The organism is Bradyrhizobium sp. MI1.10, assembly GCF_055811035.1.
The window spans coordinates 122,355-138,279 of sequence record NZ_JBVVPN010000012.1; the positions used below are offsets into that span (position 1 = coordinate 122,355).

The window sequence follows — 15,925 nt, forward strand, 5'->3', positions numbered from 1 at the left end:
CATGAACATCGTCACCGAACACAAGATTTCGGGCGAACCGATCGACAACAAGGCTCCCAAGCGTCCGGTCCGGCCGGTGCTCTGGTTCATCATCGTCGGCGCGCTTCTGGCGGTGCTCGTCGGTGGCCTCGTCTGGTTCAATTATTTCCGCGGCCAGATGATCAAGCAGTTCTTCGCCAACAACAAGCCGCCGCCGGTCGCGGTCAGCGCCGCCGAGGCGAAGTCCGAGGTGGTGCCGAACCTGCTGACCGCGGTCGGTGGGTTGTCCGCCGTGCACCAGGTCGACGTCAGCGCCGACGTCAACGGCCGCGTCACCGAGATCAAGTTCGAGCCAGGCACGCATGTCGAGGCCGGCACGCCGCTGGTGCAGATGTTCGACGCGCCGGAGCAGGGCGACCTCGCCAACTACAAGGCGCAGTCCACCGTCGCGCAGCTGTCGCTCGACCGCGCCAAGCAACTGGCGTCGCGCCAGTTCGGCCCGCAGGCAACCGTCGACACCGCGCAGGCCGCGTACGATCAGGCGCTGGCGGGTATTGCCAAGACCGAAGCGTTGATCTCGCAGAAGCTGGTCCGCGCGCCGTTCGCCGGCGATCTCGGCGTTCGCAAGGTCGAGGTCGGCCAGTATCTGACCGCCGGCACGGCCATCGTTTCGCTGACGGATCTGTCGGAGCTGTGGGCCAACTTCACGGTGACGGAAAAGGACTCGGGCAATCTCAAGGTCGGTCAGCCGGTTCGGCTGAAGGTCGACGCCTATCCGGGCCGCACCTTCGACGCCAAGATCACGACGATCGAACCGCAGATATCGAGTGACACCCGCAACATCCGCGTGCAGGCGACCATCTCCAATCCGGAGAAGATCCTGAAGCCCGGCATGTTCGTGACCACCACCGTGGTGCTGCCGGACAAGCCGGCCGTGGTCACCGTGCCGGAGACGGCGGTCGACTACACGCTGTACGGTGACTCGGTGTTCGTGATCACCGAGAAGAAGGAAGCCGACGGCAAGACCAGCCTGAGCGCGGTGCGCACTTTCGTGCAGACCGGCAGCCGGGTCGAAGGCCGCGTCGAAATCGTCAAGGGCGTGAAGCCGGGCGACAAGGTCGTCGCCGTCGGCCAACTCAAGCTGCAATCGGGCGCGGCGGTGTCGATTTCGACCGACCCGGCTCCGCAGATCCCGGCGCAGCCACCGCGCTACTGACATCGTACACGTTGCAGCATGATCCGGCACGGCCGGGTCATGCGTTTTGCAAGTCAAAGAAATCGAGATCGCCGCGATGCGCTTTACTGATATTTTCATCAAACGCCCGGTCCTGTCGGTCGTCGTCAGCCTGCTGATCTTGCTGATCGGCCTGCGCGCGGCGACGACCCTGCCGATCCGGCAATATCCGAAGCTGTCGAACACGGTCATCAACATCACGACCGTCTATCCGGGAGCGTCCGCGGACCTGATCCAGGGCTTCATCACCACGCCGATCGAGCAGGCGGTCGCTTCCGCCGAAGGTGTCGACTACATCACCTCGTCCTCGGTGCTCGGCACCTCGACGATCCAAGTCTACATCAAGCTGAACTTCGATCCGAACCAGGCGCTGACCGAGGTTCTGGCCAAGACGAACTCGGTCAAATATTTGATCCCGAAGGAATCCAACGACCCGATCGTCACCAAGACCACGGGCCAGACCACGGCCGTGATGTATCTCGGGTTCTCCTCCGAAGAGCTGTCGGGCTCGGCGATCTCGGACTATCTGACGCGCGTTGTGCAACCGGTGCTGTCGACCGTCGATGGCGTGGCCTCCGCCGACATTCTCGGCGGCCAGACCTTTGCGATGCGGCTGTGGCTTGATCCCCTGAAGATGGCGGGCCGCAACGTGTCGCCCGCAGATGTCGCGACCGCGATCACCGCCAACAACTTCCAGTCAGCGGCGGGGCAAACCAAGGGCTATCTCATCGTCTCGAACGTATCGACGAATACGGGCCTGACCGACGTCAACCAGTTCAAGAAGATGATCGTCAAGGCCAAGGACGGCGGCTTCGTGCGGATGGAGGACATCGCCACCGTCGAACTTGCGGCCCAGAGCACGGACGCGAGCGTCGCCTTCAACGGCGAGCACGCCATCTTCATCGGTGTGCAGGCAACGCCGCAGGGCAACCCGTTGACGCTGGTCAAAGGCGTGCGGGCGCTGTTCCCCGAGCTGGAGCGCAATCTGCCGCCCTCGATGAAGATGAAGGTCGCCTACGATTCGACCAAGTTCATCCAATCCTCGATTGACGAGGTCGAGAAGACGCTGGGTGAAGCCGTGATCATCGTGATCGTGGTGATCTTCCTGTTCCTGGCGTCGTTCCGTTCGGTGATCATTCCAGTCGTCACCATCCCGCTGTCGATGATCGGCGTCTGCACGCTGATGCTGGCGCTGGGCTTCAGCTTCAACCTGTTGACCCTGCTTGCGATGGTGCTCGCGATCGGACTCGTGGTCGACGACGCCATCGTCGTGGTCGAAAACATCCATCGCCATCTGGAGGAAGGGAAAACGCCAGTCCAGGCATCGCTGGAAGGCGCGCGCGAAATCGTGGGTCCCGTCGTCTCGATGACCATCACGCTCGCCGCCGTGTACGCGCCGATCGGTTTCCTCGGCGGCCTGACCGGCTCGCTATTCCGCGAATTCGCCTTCACGCTTGCGGGCTCGGTGATCGTATCCGGCGTGATCGCGCTGACGCTGTCGCCGATGATGTGCTCGGTGCTGCTGAAGAACACCGAAGAGGGTCGCTTCGCCAAGGCGGTTAACAAGGTGTTTGGCGCGCTGACGCGGTGGTATGGGCGCAGGCTCGACCGCTCGCTCGACTACAAGGCCATCACCGGCCTGTTTGCGGTGACCATCCTCGGGCTCGTCGGCTTCCTCTACATGCACACGTCGAAGGAGCTGGCGCCCGAAGAAGACCAGGGCATCGTGTTCGCGGTGACCAAGGCGCCGAAATACGCCAACATCGACTACGTCGACTTTTACGGCGAGAAGCTCGACAAGGAATTCCAGAAATTCCCAGAGACCGATCTGCGCTTCGTGCTGAACGGCATCAACGGCCCGCAGGGCGGTATCGCCGGCATGCTGCTGAAGCCGTGGGAGGACCGCAAGCGTTCGTCGATCCAGCTGAAGTCGCTGGTGCAGGCCGAGCTTTCCAAGATTGAGGGCGTGCAGGCGTTCGCGTTCAACCTGCCGCCGCTGCCGGGCGGCCCCGGCGGCCTGCCGGTGCAGATGGTGATCAACTCCACCGCCAGCTTCCAGACTGTCTACGAACAGATGGAGAAGCTGAAGGCTGCCGCCCGCAAGAGCGGAATGTTCATCGTTTCCGACAGCGATCTTGCCTACAACCAGCCGAACGTGAAGGTGACGATCAACCGCACCAAGGCGCAGGATCTCGGCGTCAACATGCAGAACCTCGGCAGCACGCTCGCCGTGCTGCTCGGCGGCAACTACATCAATCGCTTCAACCTCGAGGGCCGTTCCTATCAAGTCATCCCGCAGGTGCCGCGCGGTCAGCGGCTCTCGCCGGAATCGCTCGCCGGCTACTACGTGACGACCAACACCGGCCAGCAGCTTCCGCTGTCGACGGTGGTGTCGATCGAGACCAAGACCGAGCCGAATTCGCTGACACATTACAATCAGCTCAATTCGGCGACCTTCTCAGCGGTACCGATGCCCGGCGTGACCGTCGGTGCGGCGGTGGACTTCCTCGAGAGCGAGGCCAAAAACCTGCCGCAAGGTTTCAGCCATGATTATCTCGCGGACAGCAGGCAATATGTGCAGGAAGGCAACCAGCTCGCGATCACCTTCGGCTTCGCGCTGATCATCATCTTCCTGGTGCTGGCGGCGCAGTTCGAGAGCTTGCGCGATCCGCTGGTCATCATGATTTCGGTGCCAATGGCGATCGTTGGCGCGCTGATCCCGCTGTTCTTCGGCGTGGCGACCATGAACATCTACACCCAGGTCGGCCTGCTGACCTTGGTGGGCCTGATCACCAAGCACGGCATCCTGATGGTGGAGTTCGCCAACGAGCTCCAGATCAACGAACGGCTCGATCGCCGCTCCGCCATCGAAATGTCGGCCCGCATTCGTCTGAGGCCGATCCTGATGACCACGGCCGCGATGGTGACGGGCCTTATCCCGCTCCTGACCGCGACCGGCGCAGGCGCGGCGAGCCGCTTCTCGATCGGTCTGGTGGTCGTCGCCGGAATGTCGATCGGCACGCTGTTCACGCTGTTCGTGCTGCCGGCGGTCTACGTGGTGCTGGCAACCGACCATCGCGCGGCGGCCGATTCCGAGCGGAACAAACAGGTCAACGATCTCGACCTTGGCTCCAAGGCGCTACGGCCGACCTGAGGCCGCAGGTAAGCCAACCCGAGGGCGGCAGCGGCTAATCCGTTGCCGCCCTTTTTCTATTGCCCCGGTTGCTTCGGCTAGCTTTTCCCCCCTCGCGAGAGACAAGGTCCCGTCTTCTTGCTAGGTTCGGCGGGATGAGCCTTTCCCTCCACCCTGACACCCCGCAAGCCAGGACGCTGCCAAGCGCGGCGCCGGTTGCCGTCGCGTCGGGCACGACGCCAGGGCAGGGGATCAGGAGCCGGCTCTTCACGAAATATGTGGCGCTGTTCGTGGCTGTCGTCGCGATCGCGCTGCTGGCCAACGGGCTGTTCGAGGTCCTCTTCTATTATCGCGAGCACAAGGCCGCGCTGATCCGGGTCCAGCATGAACAGGCCGAGGCAGCCGCGGCCAAGATTGGTCAGTTCGTCAAGGAGATCGAGAGCCAGCTCGGCTGGACCACGCAGCTGCCCTGGTCGGCGGGTTCGATCGAGCAGCGCCGCTTCGATGCGCTGCGGCTGCTGCGCCAGGTCCCCGCGGTTACCGAGCTCGCCCAGGTCGATGCGACCGGCAGGGAGCGGCTGCGGGTCTCGCGGCTCGCCATGGACGCGATCGACAGCGGCATCGACCTGTCGGACGATCCGAAGTTCACCGAGGCGGTCGCGCACAAGGTTTTTTACGGTCCGGTCTATTTCCGCAGGGAATCCGAGCCGTACATGACCCTGGCGCAGGCCGGGTCGCGCAAGGATGCCGGCGTCAGTATCGCGGAGGTCAATCTCAAGCTGATCTGGGACGTGGTATCCCAGATCAAGGTCGGCGAGCACGGACACGCCTACGTGGTCGGTCCGGAGGGACGCCTGATCGCGCACCCCGATATCAGCCTGGTCCTGCGCAACACCGACATGTCAGGTCTCACCCAGGTGCGTGCCGCGCTTCTCGGAGGCAGCGCCGCATTCGACGCGCTTTCCGAAGCGCGCAATCTCCAAGGACAGAAGGTGCTGACCGCGTCGGCGCCGATTGCGCCGCTGCACTGGACCATGTTCGTCGAGCTCCCGGTCGAGGAAGCCTATGCGGCGCTCTATGCCGCGTTGGAACGGCTTGCATTCGTGCTGCTCGCGGCGTCGATCTTCGCGGTGCTTGCCGGGATATTCCTGGCGCGCCGCATGGTCGGGCCGATCCAGGCGCTGCGGCGCGGCGCCGAGCGCATCGGCAGCGGCGATTTCTCCCAGCGCATCTCGATCCGAACCGGAGACGAGCTGGAGGGGCTCGCGGACCAGTTCAACGACATGGGCGAGCGTCTGCAGGAATCCTATGCGGACCTGGAGAAGAAGGTCGAGGTGAGAACGGCCGAGTTGACCGAGTCGCTCGAGCAACAAACGGCTACGTCGGAAGTGTTGCAGGTCATCAGCTCGTCTCCGGGCGAACTCGCGCCGGTGTTCCACAAGATGCTCGAGAATGCCACACGCGTCTGTGGCGCGAGTTTCGGCGTGATGAATTTGTGGGACGGCGAGAGTTTCACGATTGCTGCGGATTACAATGTGCCGCCCGCGTTCGCGGCTTCGCGGAAAGATATGGCAATCCGTCCGCATCCGGAGAGCGCGCTTGCTGAGGTCGTCAGGACACGTCAGGTTGTTCACGTGCACGATGTGCAACAAACTCCGGCGTATCTTGCCGGGGGGCCGACCATTCGTGGAATCTCCGACGTCGCCGGCGCCCGCACGATCGTCATCGTGCCCATGATGAGGGACAGCGAGCTGATCGGAACCGTCGCGGTCTATCGCAAAGAGGTCCGGCCGTTCACCGACAAGCAAATCGCGTTGGTTGAGAACTTCACGAAGCAAGCCGTCATCGCAATCGAGAATACGCGGCTTCTGAACGAGTTGCGCAAGCGTACGACGGAGCTGTCGCAATCCCTCGACGATCTTCGTACCGCGCAGGACCGCCTGATCCAGACCGAGAAGCTCGCGTCCCTCGGCCAGCTCACGGCGGGGATCGCGCACGAGATCAAGAATCCGCTCAATTTCGTCAACAATTTCTCGGCGGTGTCGACCGAGCTGATCGACGAGCTCAACGAGGCCTTGCAAGCGGCCTCGCTCGACGGCAAGACGAAGGAGGAGGTCGAGGAGCTGACCGGCATGCTCAAGAGCAACCTCGAAAAAGTGGTGCAGCATGGCAAGCGCGCCGATTCCATCGTCAGGAACATGCTGCTGCATTCGCGCGAGGGCTCCGGCGAGCATCGCCCCAGCGATATCAATGCGATCCTGGAGGAGAGCCTTAATCTCGCCTATCACGGCGCACGTGCCGAACGGCCCGGCTTCAATGTCACGATCGAGCGCGGCTTCGACCCCGCCGCAGGCATGGTCGATATCTATCCGCAGGAAATCACGCGCGTCTTCCTCAATCTGATCTCGAACGGCTTCTACGCCACCGCCAAGCGCAAGGAGAGCGACGCAGGCGCCTTCGAGCCCACGCTACGCGCGGCTACCAAAACTCTCGGCGAGAGGGTCGAGATCCGCATTCGCGACAACGGCACCGGGATCCCTTCCGATGTGAAGGAGAAGATGTTCAATCCCTTCTTCACCACCAAGCCGGCCGGCGAGGGCACCGGCCTTGGCCTTTCCATGAGCCATGACATCGTCGTGAATCAGCACGGCGGCACGATCGACGTGAACACCGAGCCCGGCGTATTCACCGAGTTCATCATCGCCCTGCCGCGCATGATGGCGGCGGGCGACACTTCCGGAGGCAAGACTTGAACGTTTACATCCTGGTCGTCGATGACGAGCCCGACGTCGAGGCGCTGTTCCGGCAGCAGTTCCGGCGCGATTTGCGCGCCGGCCGCTTCCAGATGGAATTCGCGCCGTCCGCGCCCGATGCGCTGAAGCTCGCTGCCGAGGTTCGCGATCCGTCGTTGATCCTGATCCTGTCCGACATCAACATGCCCGGCATGAGCGGACTCGACATGCTGCCGAAGGTGCGTCTTGCGCATCCGGACGTTCCCGTCATCATGATCACCGCCTATGGCGACGCCGAGACGCGCCGGAAGGCTATCGAGCGCGGCGCAGTCGGACTTCTCACCAAGCCGATCGATTTCGCGCTGCTGCGGCAGGAAATCGACACGAGGCTCGGGCAAGCCGCATGACCGCGACCATCCTCTTCGTCGACGACGAGCCGGATCTCGAGGCGTTGGTCCTGCAAAAATTCCGCAGGCAGATTCGCGATGGGTCGGTGACCATCATGTTCGCGCGCGACGGCCTCGAAGCGCTGCAGTCGCTCGAGCAGAACCCCCATGTCGACATGGTGGTCTCCGACATCAACATGCCCAGGATGGACGGGCTGTCTCTGCTGGCGAAACTCCAGGAAGCCGAAGACAAGAAGTCCACCATCATCGTGTCTGCCTATGGCGACATGAGCAATATCCGCACTGCGATGAACCGCGGTGCGTTCGACTTCCTGACCAAACCGATCGACTTCGCCGACCTCGAGATGACGATCCAGAAGACCATCCGCCACATCGAAATGCTGCGTGAGGTGCGAGGCCGCCAGGCGGAGGCGGAGCGCGCCCATGCCGCGCTCTCGCGTCATTTCTCGCCCGAGCTCGCCAAGCGTCTGGCGGCCAGCGGTGAGAGCGAGGGAATCGAAGTGCAGTGGCGCGATGTCGCGACCATCTTCACGGACATTACCGGCTTCACCTCGCTGGTCGAGAGTGCGCCTCCGGAGACGCTGGGCGCGCTTCTCAACGAGTATGTCGGCGGCATGACCGAGGTCGTCTTCGCGCACGAGGGGACTGTCGCCAAGATCATCGGCGATGCGATCCAGGTGCTCTTCAACGCACCCGGCGATCAGCCCGATTATGCGACCCGCGCGGTCGCCTGCGCACATGATCTCGACGCCTGGGCCGAGGATTTTTCCGCGCGCTGGAAGGTGAGAGGCGTGAATTTCGGCACCACCCGTATCGGCATCCACGCCGGGCCGGCACTGGTCGGAAATTTTGGCGGCAACCGGTTTTTCGACTACACCGCGTATGGAGATTCCATCAACATCGCGGCACGGCTGGAAGCCGCGAACAAGCATCTGGGCACGCGGATTTGCGTCAGTGACGGCATCGCCGAGACGGCTGAGAATTTTCGAGGTCGTCCCGTCGGCGAGCTGATGCTGCGTGGACGCAGCGAACCGTTGCGCGCGTTCGAGCCGCTGGCTCCGGCCCAATTCGCTGCGCCGGAAACGGCGCTGTATTCCAAGGCTTTTGCCAAGATGGAGGCCGGTGATGCCGCCGCCATGCCGGCCTTCGCCGCACTCGTCGGCATGCATGCCGACGATTCCCTGGCCGGCTTTCACCTGAAGCGCCTGCTTAACGGCGACAAGGGCATTCGCATGCAACTGGAATAGGAGTCCGACATGGTTGGTGAATTTAGCGCCGGAAACTACCGTTTCATTCCGTCCGTATTCCAGTACTCGGCCGGTGCGGCCGCAGACGATGGCTATGAGATCGAGCGCGTCCGCTTCGACCGGCTGGTGCCGCTCGCGGAAGGGTTTGCGCTTGCCGCGAAGTATATTCAGGCGGCGGGGCGGCCGCTGACGGCGTTCTGCGCCTGCGAACTGCGCTCGCCCGCGGCCTTCAGCGAGGAAGGCTTTCGCGCGTTCAACCTGCACTATGTGAAGACGCTGTCCGAATGGGGCATCTTCGACGGCACCACCAATCCGGTCGCGCGCAGCAATGTCTGTCCCGAGATCGATCCACCGGCCAAGCCGTCATTCTATGCGTTCTCCTTCACGCGGCCGACAGGCTCGAAGACGCCGAGCTTCGTGATTTCCGGCGGCGCCGAGGCGCGCGAGGGCAGTGGGACCTATGTCGAGCGCACCGTGCGCTACCGCGACCTCAGCTTGGAAGGCCTTCGCGAGAAGGTGCGCTTCACGACGACGTCCCAGATGGAGAACAGGATGACGGCCTTCGGCTTCGGTTGGAAGGACACGACCGGCGTGCAGGCCTATTCCGTGCACGACTTCCACCACACGCTGGTCGACGAGCTCGTCCGCCGCGGGGCGTTGCGGTCCGGCCTGACCTGGCACTATGCCCGGCCGCCGGTGGTCGATCTCGAATACGAGATGGATTGCCGCCGTGTGATGCGCGAGGTCGTGATCTAGCTAGACTAAGGACCGGTGAGATCAGGCTCGTTTGCTGCAACGGGGGAGGTGTGCTCCCTCCCCCGCTTGCGGGGGAGGGGTTGGGGAGAGGGTATTTCCGCAATCGAGAACCCCCAAGAGGAGAGAGCCCTCACCCGGCGCATTGCGCCGGCCTCTCCCGCAAGCGGGAGAGGTGCACCAAGCCCGGGGCCGCTTAATTCAACCTATTCTCATTCCGCTCTAACGCTGCCTTGGATCGAGCGCGTCACGTAGGCCGTCGCCGAGCAGGTTCAGCGACAGCACCACGAGGAAGATCGCAAGCCCCGGCCAGATCGCCATCCAGGGCGCCTGGGTCAGGAAACGCTGCGCTGCGTTGAGCATGCTGCCCCAGGACGGCGCCGGCGGCTGCTGGCCAAGGCCAAGGAAGGACAGCGCGGCTTCGGCGATGATGGCGGCGGCAATCGATAGCGTCGCCTGCACCAGCAGCGCCGGCAGGATGTTCGGCAGGATGTGCGAAAACGCGATCCGCCACGGCGGGTTGCCGAGCGCGCGCGCCGCCTCGACATAGTCCTCGGCCTTGACGTTCAACACCTGGCCGCGGGTCAGGCGGATGAAGATCGGGGTTGCCGAGATGCCGATCGCGATCATGGCATTGCCGAGGCTCGGACCGAGGAATGCGGCGAGCGCGATCGCCAGGATCAGGAATGGGCAGGCCAGCATCGCGTCGGTCATCCGGCTGATCAGCGCATCGACGAAGCCGCCGCGATAGCCGGCGAGCAGGCCGAGCGGAACGCCGACGCCCAGCGCGATCGCGACCGAGATGAGGCCCGCGAGCAGGGACGCGCGCGCGCCGTAGACGACGCGGCTCAGGATGTCGCGACCGAGTTCGTCGGTGCCGAACCAGTGTGCCGCGGTGGGCGGCTTGCGGACGAGGCCCCAGCTCGTCGCGATCGGATCGTAGGGCACGACGAACGGCGCGAGCAGCGCGAAGCCGACGAACAAGGTGATCATGACAAGTCCGAATACTGCGGCCTTGCGTTTGAACAAGCGCCGCCGGGCGCGACGCGCCGGGCTGTCCAGCTCGTCAGCTTGCGCGATAGGAGCGGCGGCGGGCAGGGCGGCATCGGTCATGAGTCTAGCCCCGCAGCCGCGGATTGACGAGGATGTAGGCGACATCGGCAACGAGATTGAGGGTAATGTAGACCGTCGCCGTCACCAGCACGACGCCCTGTACGACCGCGTAGTCGCGGTTGAATACGGCGTCCACGATCAGTTTGCCGAAGCCGGGAATGGAGAAGATCTGCTCGGTCAGAACCGCCCCCGACAACAGCGTGCCGAGCTCGAGCGCGCCGAGTGTGATGATCGGCGTGAGTGCGTTGCGCATGGCGTGCTTGAGGATGACCGAGCGTTCGGACAATCCCTTGGCGCGCGCGGTGCGGACATAGTCGCTTTCCAGCACCTGCAGCATGGCGCTCCGGGTGTGCCGCATCAGGACCGCGGAAATCGCGTTGCCGAGCACGAAGGCCGGCATGATGGTGGCGGCGAGGCTCGCGCGCCAGTTCTCGGTCAGCGGCACGTAGCCGGACGCCGGCAGCCAGCCGAGCTCGATCGAGAACAGGAAGATCAGCATGATGCCGAGCCAGAAATTCGGCGTCGAGATGCCCCACAGCGCGAACAAATTGGCGCCATAGTCCCAGACGGTGCCCCTTTTCACGGCGGAGACGATGCCGGCGGGAATGCCGATCAGGAGCGCGATCAACATTGCCATCGAGCCGAGCTGGAGCGTCACCGGCAGCTTCTGCGCGATCAGCTCGCGTACCGGCATCTTGTTGCGCAGCGATTCACCGAAATTGCCTGATAGAACGCCCTTAAGCCAATAGACGTACTGTACGGGGATCGGCTGATCGAGCCGGTATTGATGGCGGATCTGTTCGATTGCCGCGGGATCGCGCTCCTCGCCGGCCATCACCAGCGCGGGATCCCCCGGCAGCAATTGCTGGAGCGAGAAGATCAGCAGCGACACGAAGAACAGTGTCGGCACGATCTGCACAATGCGGCGGGCGAGGAAGTTCAGCATGGCGCCGGCCGGTTGTCGGGCGAAGCCACGCTCACTTGAACTTCAGCCCGACCACGCGCACCAGCCCGTCGGGCATCTGCCTGTATCCCTGGAGCTTGGTCGTGTGCGCAATCAGAAGCGTGCGGTGGTAGATGTAGATGATCGGCAAATCGTCGAGCAGGATCTTGGTCATCTTCTCGTAGATCGCTTTGCGCTCCGCGACATTGGCGGTCAGCCTTCCTTCTTCCATCAGCTTGTCGGCCTCCGGATTCGAATAGACGCCATCGTTCTGCGGTGCCTTGCTGCGCATGAAGATATAGGAGTTGCCGTCGGGATCGATGCGACCGCTCCAGTTGATCTGGAAGATCTGGAACTCGCCGGCCTGGGCCTGCTTGAAGGTGGTCGCGAATTCGACGACGCGGACCTTGATGTCGAAACCTGCTTCGGCCGCCATGGACTGCACGACCTGAGCGACGGCCTCGTACTCGGTCCCCTTCGGCACCATGTAGTCGACCGTGACGGGCAGGCTGACGCCAGCCTCCTTCAACAGCGCCTTCGCTTTAGCGATGTCGCGACCATGAAGGGGGAATGCCTTCTGGTAATAGGGATGCGTCGGGCTGACCCATTGATTGCCGGGGGTGAACTCGCCGTTGAACACGACCTGGTTGATCGCCTCGCGATCGATCGACAGATCGAGCGCCTGACGGACTTTCGCCGATTGGCTCAGCGGCCCCTTGGCCTTGTCATTGCCAATATTGATGGTCAGGCCGAGATAGCCCAGCTCAGGCGCCGTTGACAGCACGAGCTTGGGGTCGGCGCGGACGTCCTTGATGTCGGTGGCGAGCACGCGCTCGATCAGATCGAGCCCGCCGGACTTCAGGTTGGCAAGGCGCACCGTGGCATCCACGATCGGCAGGAACACCACGCGGTCGATATGGATGTTGTCCTTGTTCCAGTAATCGGCGAATCTCTCGAACACCATGCGGTCCTGCTGCACGCGCTCGACGAATTTGTAGGGACCGGCGCAGACCGGATGCAGGCCGAACTTGTCGCCGGCCTCCTTGGCGGCCTTCGGCGACACCATCATGCCGGAGCGGTCGGTCAGCTGGGCGATCAACGGGGAGTAAGGCGTCTTGAGCACCAGCTTGATAGTCAGGGGATCGACCACCTCGACATGGTCGACGCTGGCGAGCTCGGACTTGCGGAACGAACCCGGCAGCGTCATGTGACGCTCGATCGAGAATTTTGCCGCTTCCGCGTCGAGCGGTTCGCCGTCGTGGAATTTCACGTTCGGCCGGAGCTTGATCGTCATCTCCTTGCCGTCGGCCGAGGTCTCATGGGACAACGCGAGCTGCGGCACGATGTTGAGCTTCTCGTCGATGTCGAACAGCTTGTCGCAGAAGGCGGAGAATACGATGCGCCCGACATAGGTACGGCCGATGCTGGGGTCGAGGATATCAGGGTCTTCGCCGATGCCGATGCGAAGCGTGGTCTGGGCCTGGGCCTGGAGTTGGGCCGCGCCTACGAGCGACGTCAGCAATGCCGACGCCAGGAGTGCCAAACGCATAGGACTCATCGCTCTCAACCTCTGTTTTACGGCTATGCCGGGTTCGTCCCCGATGAACTAACCCCGCTGCCGCGGACTGCTTCCGGGCCGCCGCTAAAGGCGGCGACCAATTTTTCGAGAACCGGGGAGAAGCCGCCGTCCGTTGGGACGATTGCTTCGGACGACGGCAGTTCCGACGTTCGGTGGCATGCCGTTGCATGTCCGATGCCATCCTGCACGAGCTGAGGCATTTCGCTGCGGCAACGGTCGACCACGTAGGGGCAGCGGGTGTGGAAGCGGCATCCCGGCGGCGGATTGAGCGCGCTGGGGATCTCTCCCTGCAGCACAATCCGGCTGCGCTTTGCCCGCGGTTTAGGCACGGGAATCGCGGACATTAGGGCCCGGCTATAGGGATGGCGGGGCGCGGCAAACAGTGCGTCCGCCGCCGCCGTCTCGACGATCTGGCCGAGATTCATCACCGCCACGTGGTCGGCGATGTGCTTGACCACGGCGAGGTCATGCGAGACGAAAATGTAGGCCAGCCCAAGCCGGTCCTGGAGCTCGCGCAGCAGATTGAGAATCTGCGAGCGGATCGAGACGTCGAGCGCCGAAACCGGCTCATCGCAGATGATCAGTTTCGGCTCGACCGCGAGCGCGCGGGCGATGGCGATGCGCTGGCGCTGGCCGCCGGAGAATTCGTGCGGGTAACGCCGCGCCAGCCGCGGCTCCAGCCCGACCAGCCGCAGGATCTCCTCGACGCGTTCGCGGCGCCGGGCGGGCGGCACCAGGTTGTGCAGCGCCAGCGGCTCGGTCAGGATCTGGCCGACGGTCATGCGCGGATTGAGCGAGGCGTAGGGATCCTGGAAGATGATCTGCGCCTCGCGGCGAAAGGCGCGCAGCGCGCCGGCGTCGAGCGAGAGCAGATCGCGGCCTTCGAAATGGATCGTGCCTGCATCCGGCTCGATCAGCCGCAGCACCAGGCGGCTGACGGTGGATTTGCCGCAGCCGGACTCACCCACCAGCGCCAGCGTCTTGCCGGCATCGAGCGAGAAGGAAACGCCATCAACGGCTTTGACATGCGCCAGCGCCCTTCCAAACAGCGAACGCTCGGCGACGAAATGCTTGACCAGGCCATCGACCTTGAGCAGCGCCATCACGACACCAGACGTTCGAGCGGCGCGCGGATGCAGCGCGAGAGGTGGCCGGGACTGATTTCGACCAGCCGCGGCGGCGCCTTGGTGCAGGCGTCCAGCACGAAGGGGCAGCGCGCGGCGAAACGGCAGCCGGCGGGCGGCTGCGCCATGTTCGGAACCATGCCCTCGATCGTGGCGAGCTGTTCGGCGCGATGGTCGAGCCGCGGGATCGAGCCGAGCAGGCCGACGGTGTAGGGATGCTGCGGCGCTGAGAACAGCTCGTCCACCGGCGCGCGCTCGACGATCTCGCCGGCATACATCACCGCGACCTCGTCGCAGACTTCGGCGACGACGCCCAGATCGTGGGTGATCAGGATGATGGCGGCGCCGCTCGCCGCCTTCAACTCGCGCATCAGCTCCAGGATCTGCGCCTGCAGGGTGACATCGAGCGCGGTAGTCGGCTCGTCCGCGATCAGCAGCCGCGGGTCGCAGGCCAGCGCCATCGCGATCATGACGCGCTGGCGCATGCCGCCGGAGAGCTTGTGCGGATATTCGTCGATCCGCCGCTCGGGCGAGGGGATGTGGACGCGACGCAACAGATCGATCGCCCGCTCGCGCGCACTCCTGCGCGAACCGCCGCGGTGGCGCAGAATCGTCTCGACGATCTGGTCGCCGATGGTGAAGCTCGGATTGAGCGAAGTCATCGGCTCCTGAAAGATCATCGCGAGCCGGTTGCCGCGGAGGTCGCGCAGCGTCTGGTCCGACGTCCTAAGCAGGTCGAAACCGTCGAAGCGGATCGCGCCCGAGATCTCTGCGCTCTGTTTCGGCAGCAGGCCCATGATCGCCAGCGACGTCACGCTCTTGCCGCAACCGGATTCGCCGACGAGGCCGAGCGTCGCGCCATTGGCGACGCTGAGATCGACACCGTCGACCGCGTAGGTGAGGCGGCCGTCGTCGCCGTGAAAACGAATGCGCAGATCCTTGATCTCAATGAGGGGGCTCGAGTTCATGATCGTTTTGCGCGCGCTGCGGCGATGCTCGCGTCGATGACGCTGCGATCGGTGTTGCCGGCCGGGTTCTGCCGCGTCGGCATGGAGGCGCGGAAGTGTACCCAGAGCTCGTGGCTGACCCGTTCGAGCCGCTCGAGCTCACCGAGCGGATCGGGATGATCGTCGGCGCGCAGGTCCAATGCCGGCCATTCCTCCTCGCCGTGGATCAGGAGCGCAGCGGATTGCTTGCCGCGCTTGTCGCCGCCGGCGGCCTCGCCCGCGCGCATCGCGGCGAGCAGGCGGCGCGGGAAGGGCAGGCTGTCATTGGCGATATAGGTTTTTGCGGTCTCGTCGAGCACGTCGGCGCCGGCAAGCATGTTGCCGGCGATGGAGAAGCCGCTGCCGGCTATGTGGCCGCACCAGTCGACGCAATCGCGCCCGGTATGCGCGGCGATCGCGCCGCTGGCGTCCATGATGTGGATCTGGCGGCTCTCGCGGCCGTCATCGGTTGCGAGCAGGCTGGCGAGAACATCATGTGCGTTGAGGCCTTCGCGCAAAAGCTTGACGCCGTCGATGCCGTAATAGGGATTGACGAAGGCCTGCGTCGCGATGGCGCCGAGGCCGGCGGCGATATAAGGCACGCGCGCGCCGACGGCGAAGAAGCGCGTGGCAACGGCGATGCCGAACTGGCCGGTAGCAGAATCGCGCGCGATGATCGACCAGGTCATGTGCTG

12 protein-coding genes are annotated in these 15,925 nt (G+C 64.0%); 6 read left to right on the plus strand and 6 right to left on the minus strand.

The annotated features are described in order from the left end of the window. Nucleotide 1 precedes the first annotated feature (1 nt). The 6 genes from AC0L3K_RS14900 to cnbZ all read left to right on the plus strand — a co-directional run bounded on the left by AC0L3K_RS14900 (nt 2) and on the right by cnbZ (nt 9,488). Nucleotides 2-1,195 (plus strand): efflux RND transporter periplasmic adaptor subunit, encoded by a 1,194-nt coding sequence (locus tag AC0L3K_RS14900; protein ID WP_007593881.1) that lies wholly within the window; start codon nt 2-4, stop codon nt 1,193-1,195. A gap of 76 nt (nt 1,196-1,271) precedes the next feature. Continuing rightward, the gene (locus AC0L3K_RS14905) at nt 1,272-4,367 is read left to right on the plus strand and encodes a MexW/MexI family multidrug efflux RND transporter permease subunit (protein ID WP_007593878.1); all 3,096 of its coding nucleotides are present in this window, start codon (nt 1,272-1,274) and stop codon (nt 4,365-4,367) included. A 134-nt stretch (nt 4,368-4,501) separates the two neighbouring features. After that, entirely contained in the window at nt 4,502-7,099 is a 2,598-nt protein-coding gene (locus tag AC0L3K_RS14910) for an ATP-binding protein (protein WP_473366270.1), read from the plus strand. Continuing rightward, entirely contained in the window at nt 7,096-7,485 is a 390-nt protein-coding gene (locus tag AC0L3K_RS14915; protein WP_007593876.1) for a response regulator, read from the plus strand. The genes AC0L3K_RS14910 and AC0L3K_RS14915 overlap by 4 nt, the downstream gene beginning before the upstream one ends. Then, complete coding sequence (locus AC0L3K_RS14920) at nt 7,482-8,732, plus strand: adenylate/guanylate cyclase domain-containing protein (RefSeq protein ID WP_007593875.1); 1,251 nt, start codon at nt 7,482-7,484, stop codon at nt 8,730-8,732. Before AC0L3K_RS14915 ends, AC0L3K_RS14920 begins: the two co-directional genes overlap by 4 nt. 9 nt (nt 8,733-8,741) lie before the next feature. Then, on the plus strand, nt 8,742-9,488 hold the full coding sequence (cnbZ, locus tag AC0L3K_RS14925; protein ID WP_219682703.1) for a 2-amino-5-chloromuconate deaminase CnbZ: 747 nt from the start codon (nt 8,742-8,744) through the stop codon (nt 9,486-9,488). Between the two features lie 219 nt (nt 9,489-9,707). On the opposite strand, the gene AC0L3K_RS14930 is transcribed toward cnbZ, so the two are convergent. The 6 genes from AC0L3K_RS14930 to AC0L3K_RS14955 are packed head-to-tail and all read right to left on the minus strand — an operon-like array spanning nt 9,708 to nt 15,919. Then, the gene (locus tag AC0L3K_RS14930) at nt 9,708-10,598 is read right to left on the minus strand and encodes an ABC transporter permease (RefSeq protein WP_007593864.1); all 891 of its coding nucleotides are present in this window, start codon (nt 10,596-10,598) and stop codon (nt 9,708-9,710) included. Between the two features lie 4 nt (nt 10,599-10,602). Then, complete coding sequence (locus AC0L3K_RS14935) at nt 10,603-11,544, minus strand: ABC transporter permease (RefSeq protein ID WP_007593862.1); 942 nt, start codon at nt 11,542-11,544, stop codon at nt 10,603-10,605. Nucleotides 11,545-11,575: 31 nt separating this feature from the next. Beyond that, nucleotides 11,576-13,099, minus strand: coding sequence for an ABC transporter substrate-binding protein (locus tag AC0L3K_RS14940; protein WP_007593861.1), 1,524 nt, complete (start codon nt 13,097-13,099; stop codon nt 11,576-11,578). 23 nt (nt 13,100-13,122) lie between these two features. Beyond that, nucleotides 13,123-14,223 (minus strand): ABC transporter ATP-binding protein, encoded by a 1,101-nt coding sequence (locus tag AC0L3K_RS14945; RefSeq protein ID WP_473366271.1) that lies wholly within the window; start codon nt 14,221-14,223, stop codon nt 13,123-13,125. Next, nucleotides 14,223-15,212 (minus strand): ABC transporter ATP-binding protein, encoded by a 990-nt coding sequence (locus AC0L3K_RS14950; RefSeq protein WP_473366272.1) that lies wholly within the window; start codon nt 15,210-15,212, stop codon nt 14,223-14,225. Before AC0L3K_RS14950 ends, AC0L3K_RS14945 begins: the two co-directional genes overlap by 1 nt. Continuing rightward, nucleotides 15,209-15,919: a DUF1028 domain-containing protein gene (locus tag AC0L3K_RS14955; protein ID WP_007593858.1), complete on the minus strand. Its 711-nt coding sequence runs from the start codon at nt 15,917-15,919 to the stop codon at nt 15,209-15,211. Before AC0L3K_RS14955 ends, AC0L3K_RS14950 begins: the two co-directional genes overlap by 4 nt. Nucleotides 15,920-15,925: the final 6 nt, after the last annotated feature.

Coding starts and splice junctions, on each gene's coding strand:
- AC0L3K_RS14900 (WP_007593881.1), top strand. CDS start 2: ATGAACATCGTCACCGAACACAAGATTTCGGGCGAACCGATCGACAAC.
- AC0L3K_RS14905 (WP_007593878.1), top strand. CDS start 1,272: ATGCGCTTTACTGATATTTTCATCAAACGCCCGGTCCTGTCGGTCGTC.
- AC0L3K_RS14910 (WP_473366270.1), top strand. CDS start 4,502: ATGAGCCTTTCCCTCCACCCTGACACCCCGCAAGCCAGGACGCTGCCA.
- AC0L3K_RS14920 (WP_007593875.1), top strand. CDS start 7,482: ATGACCGCGACCATCCTCTTCGTCGACGACGAGCCGGATCTCGAGGCG.
- cnbZ (WP_219682703.1), top strand. CDS start 8,742: ATGGTTGGTGAATTTAGCGCCGGAAACTACCGTTTCATTCCGTCCGTA.
- AC0L3K_RS14930 (WP_007593864.1), bottom strand. CDS start 10,598: ATGACCGATGCCGCCCTGCCCGCCGCCGCTCCTATCGCGCAAGCTGAC.
- AC0L3K_RS14935 (WP_007593862.1), bottom strand. CDS start 11,544: ATGCTGAACTTCCTCGCCCGCCGCATTGTGCAGATCGTGCCGACACTG.
- AC0L3K_RS14940 (WP_007593861.1), bottom strand. CDS start 13,099: ATGAGTCCTATGCGTTTGGCACTCCTGGCGTCGGCATTGCTGACGTCG.
- AC0L3K_RS14945 (WP_473366271.1), bottom strand. CDS start 14,223: ATGGCGCTGCTCAAGGTCGATGGCCTGGTCAAGCATTTCGTCGCCGAG.
- AC0L3K_RS14950 (WP_473366272.1), bottom strand. CDS start 15,212: ATGAACTCGAGCCCCCTCATTGAGATCAAGGATCTGCGCATTCGTTTT.
- AC0L3K_RS14955 (WP_007593858.1), bottom strand. CDS start 15,919: ATGACCTGGTCGATCATCGCGCGCGATTCTGCTACCGGCCAGTTCGGC.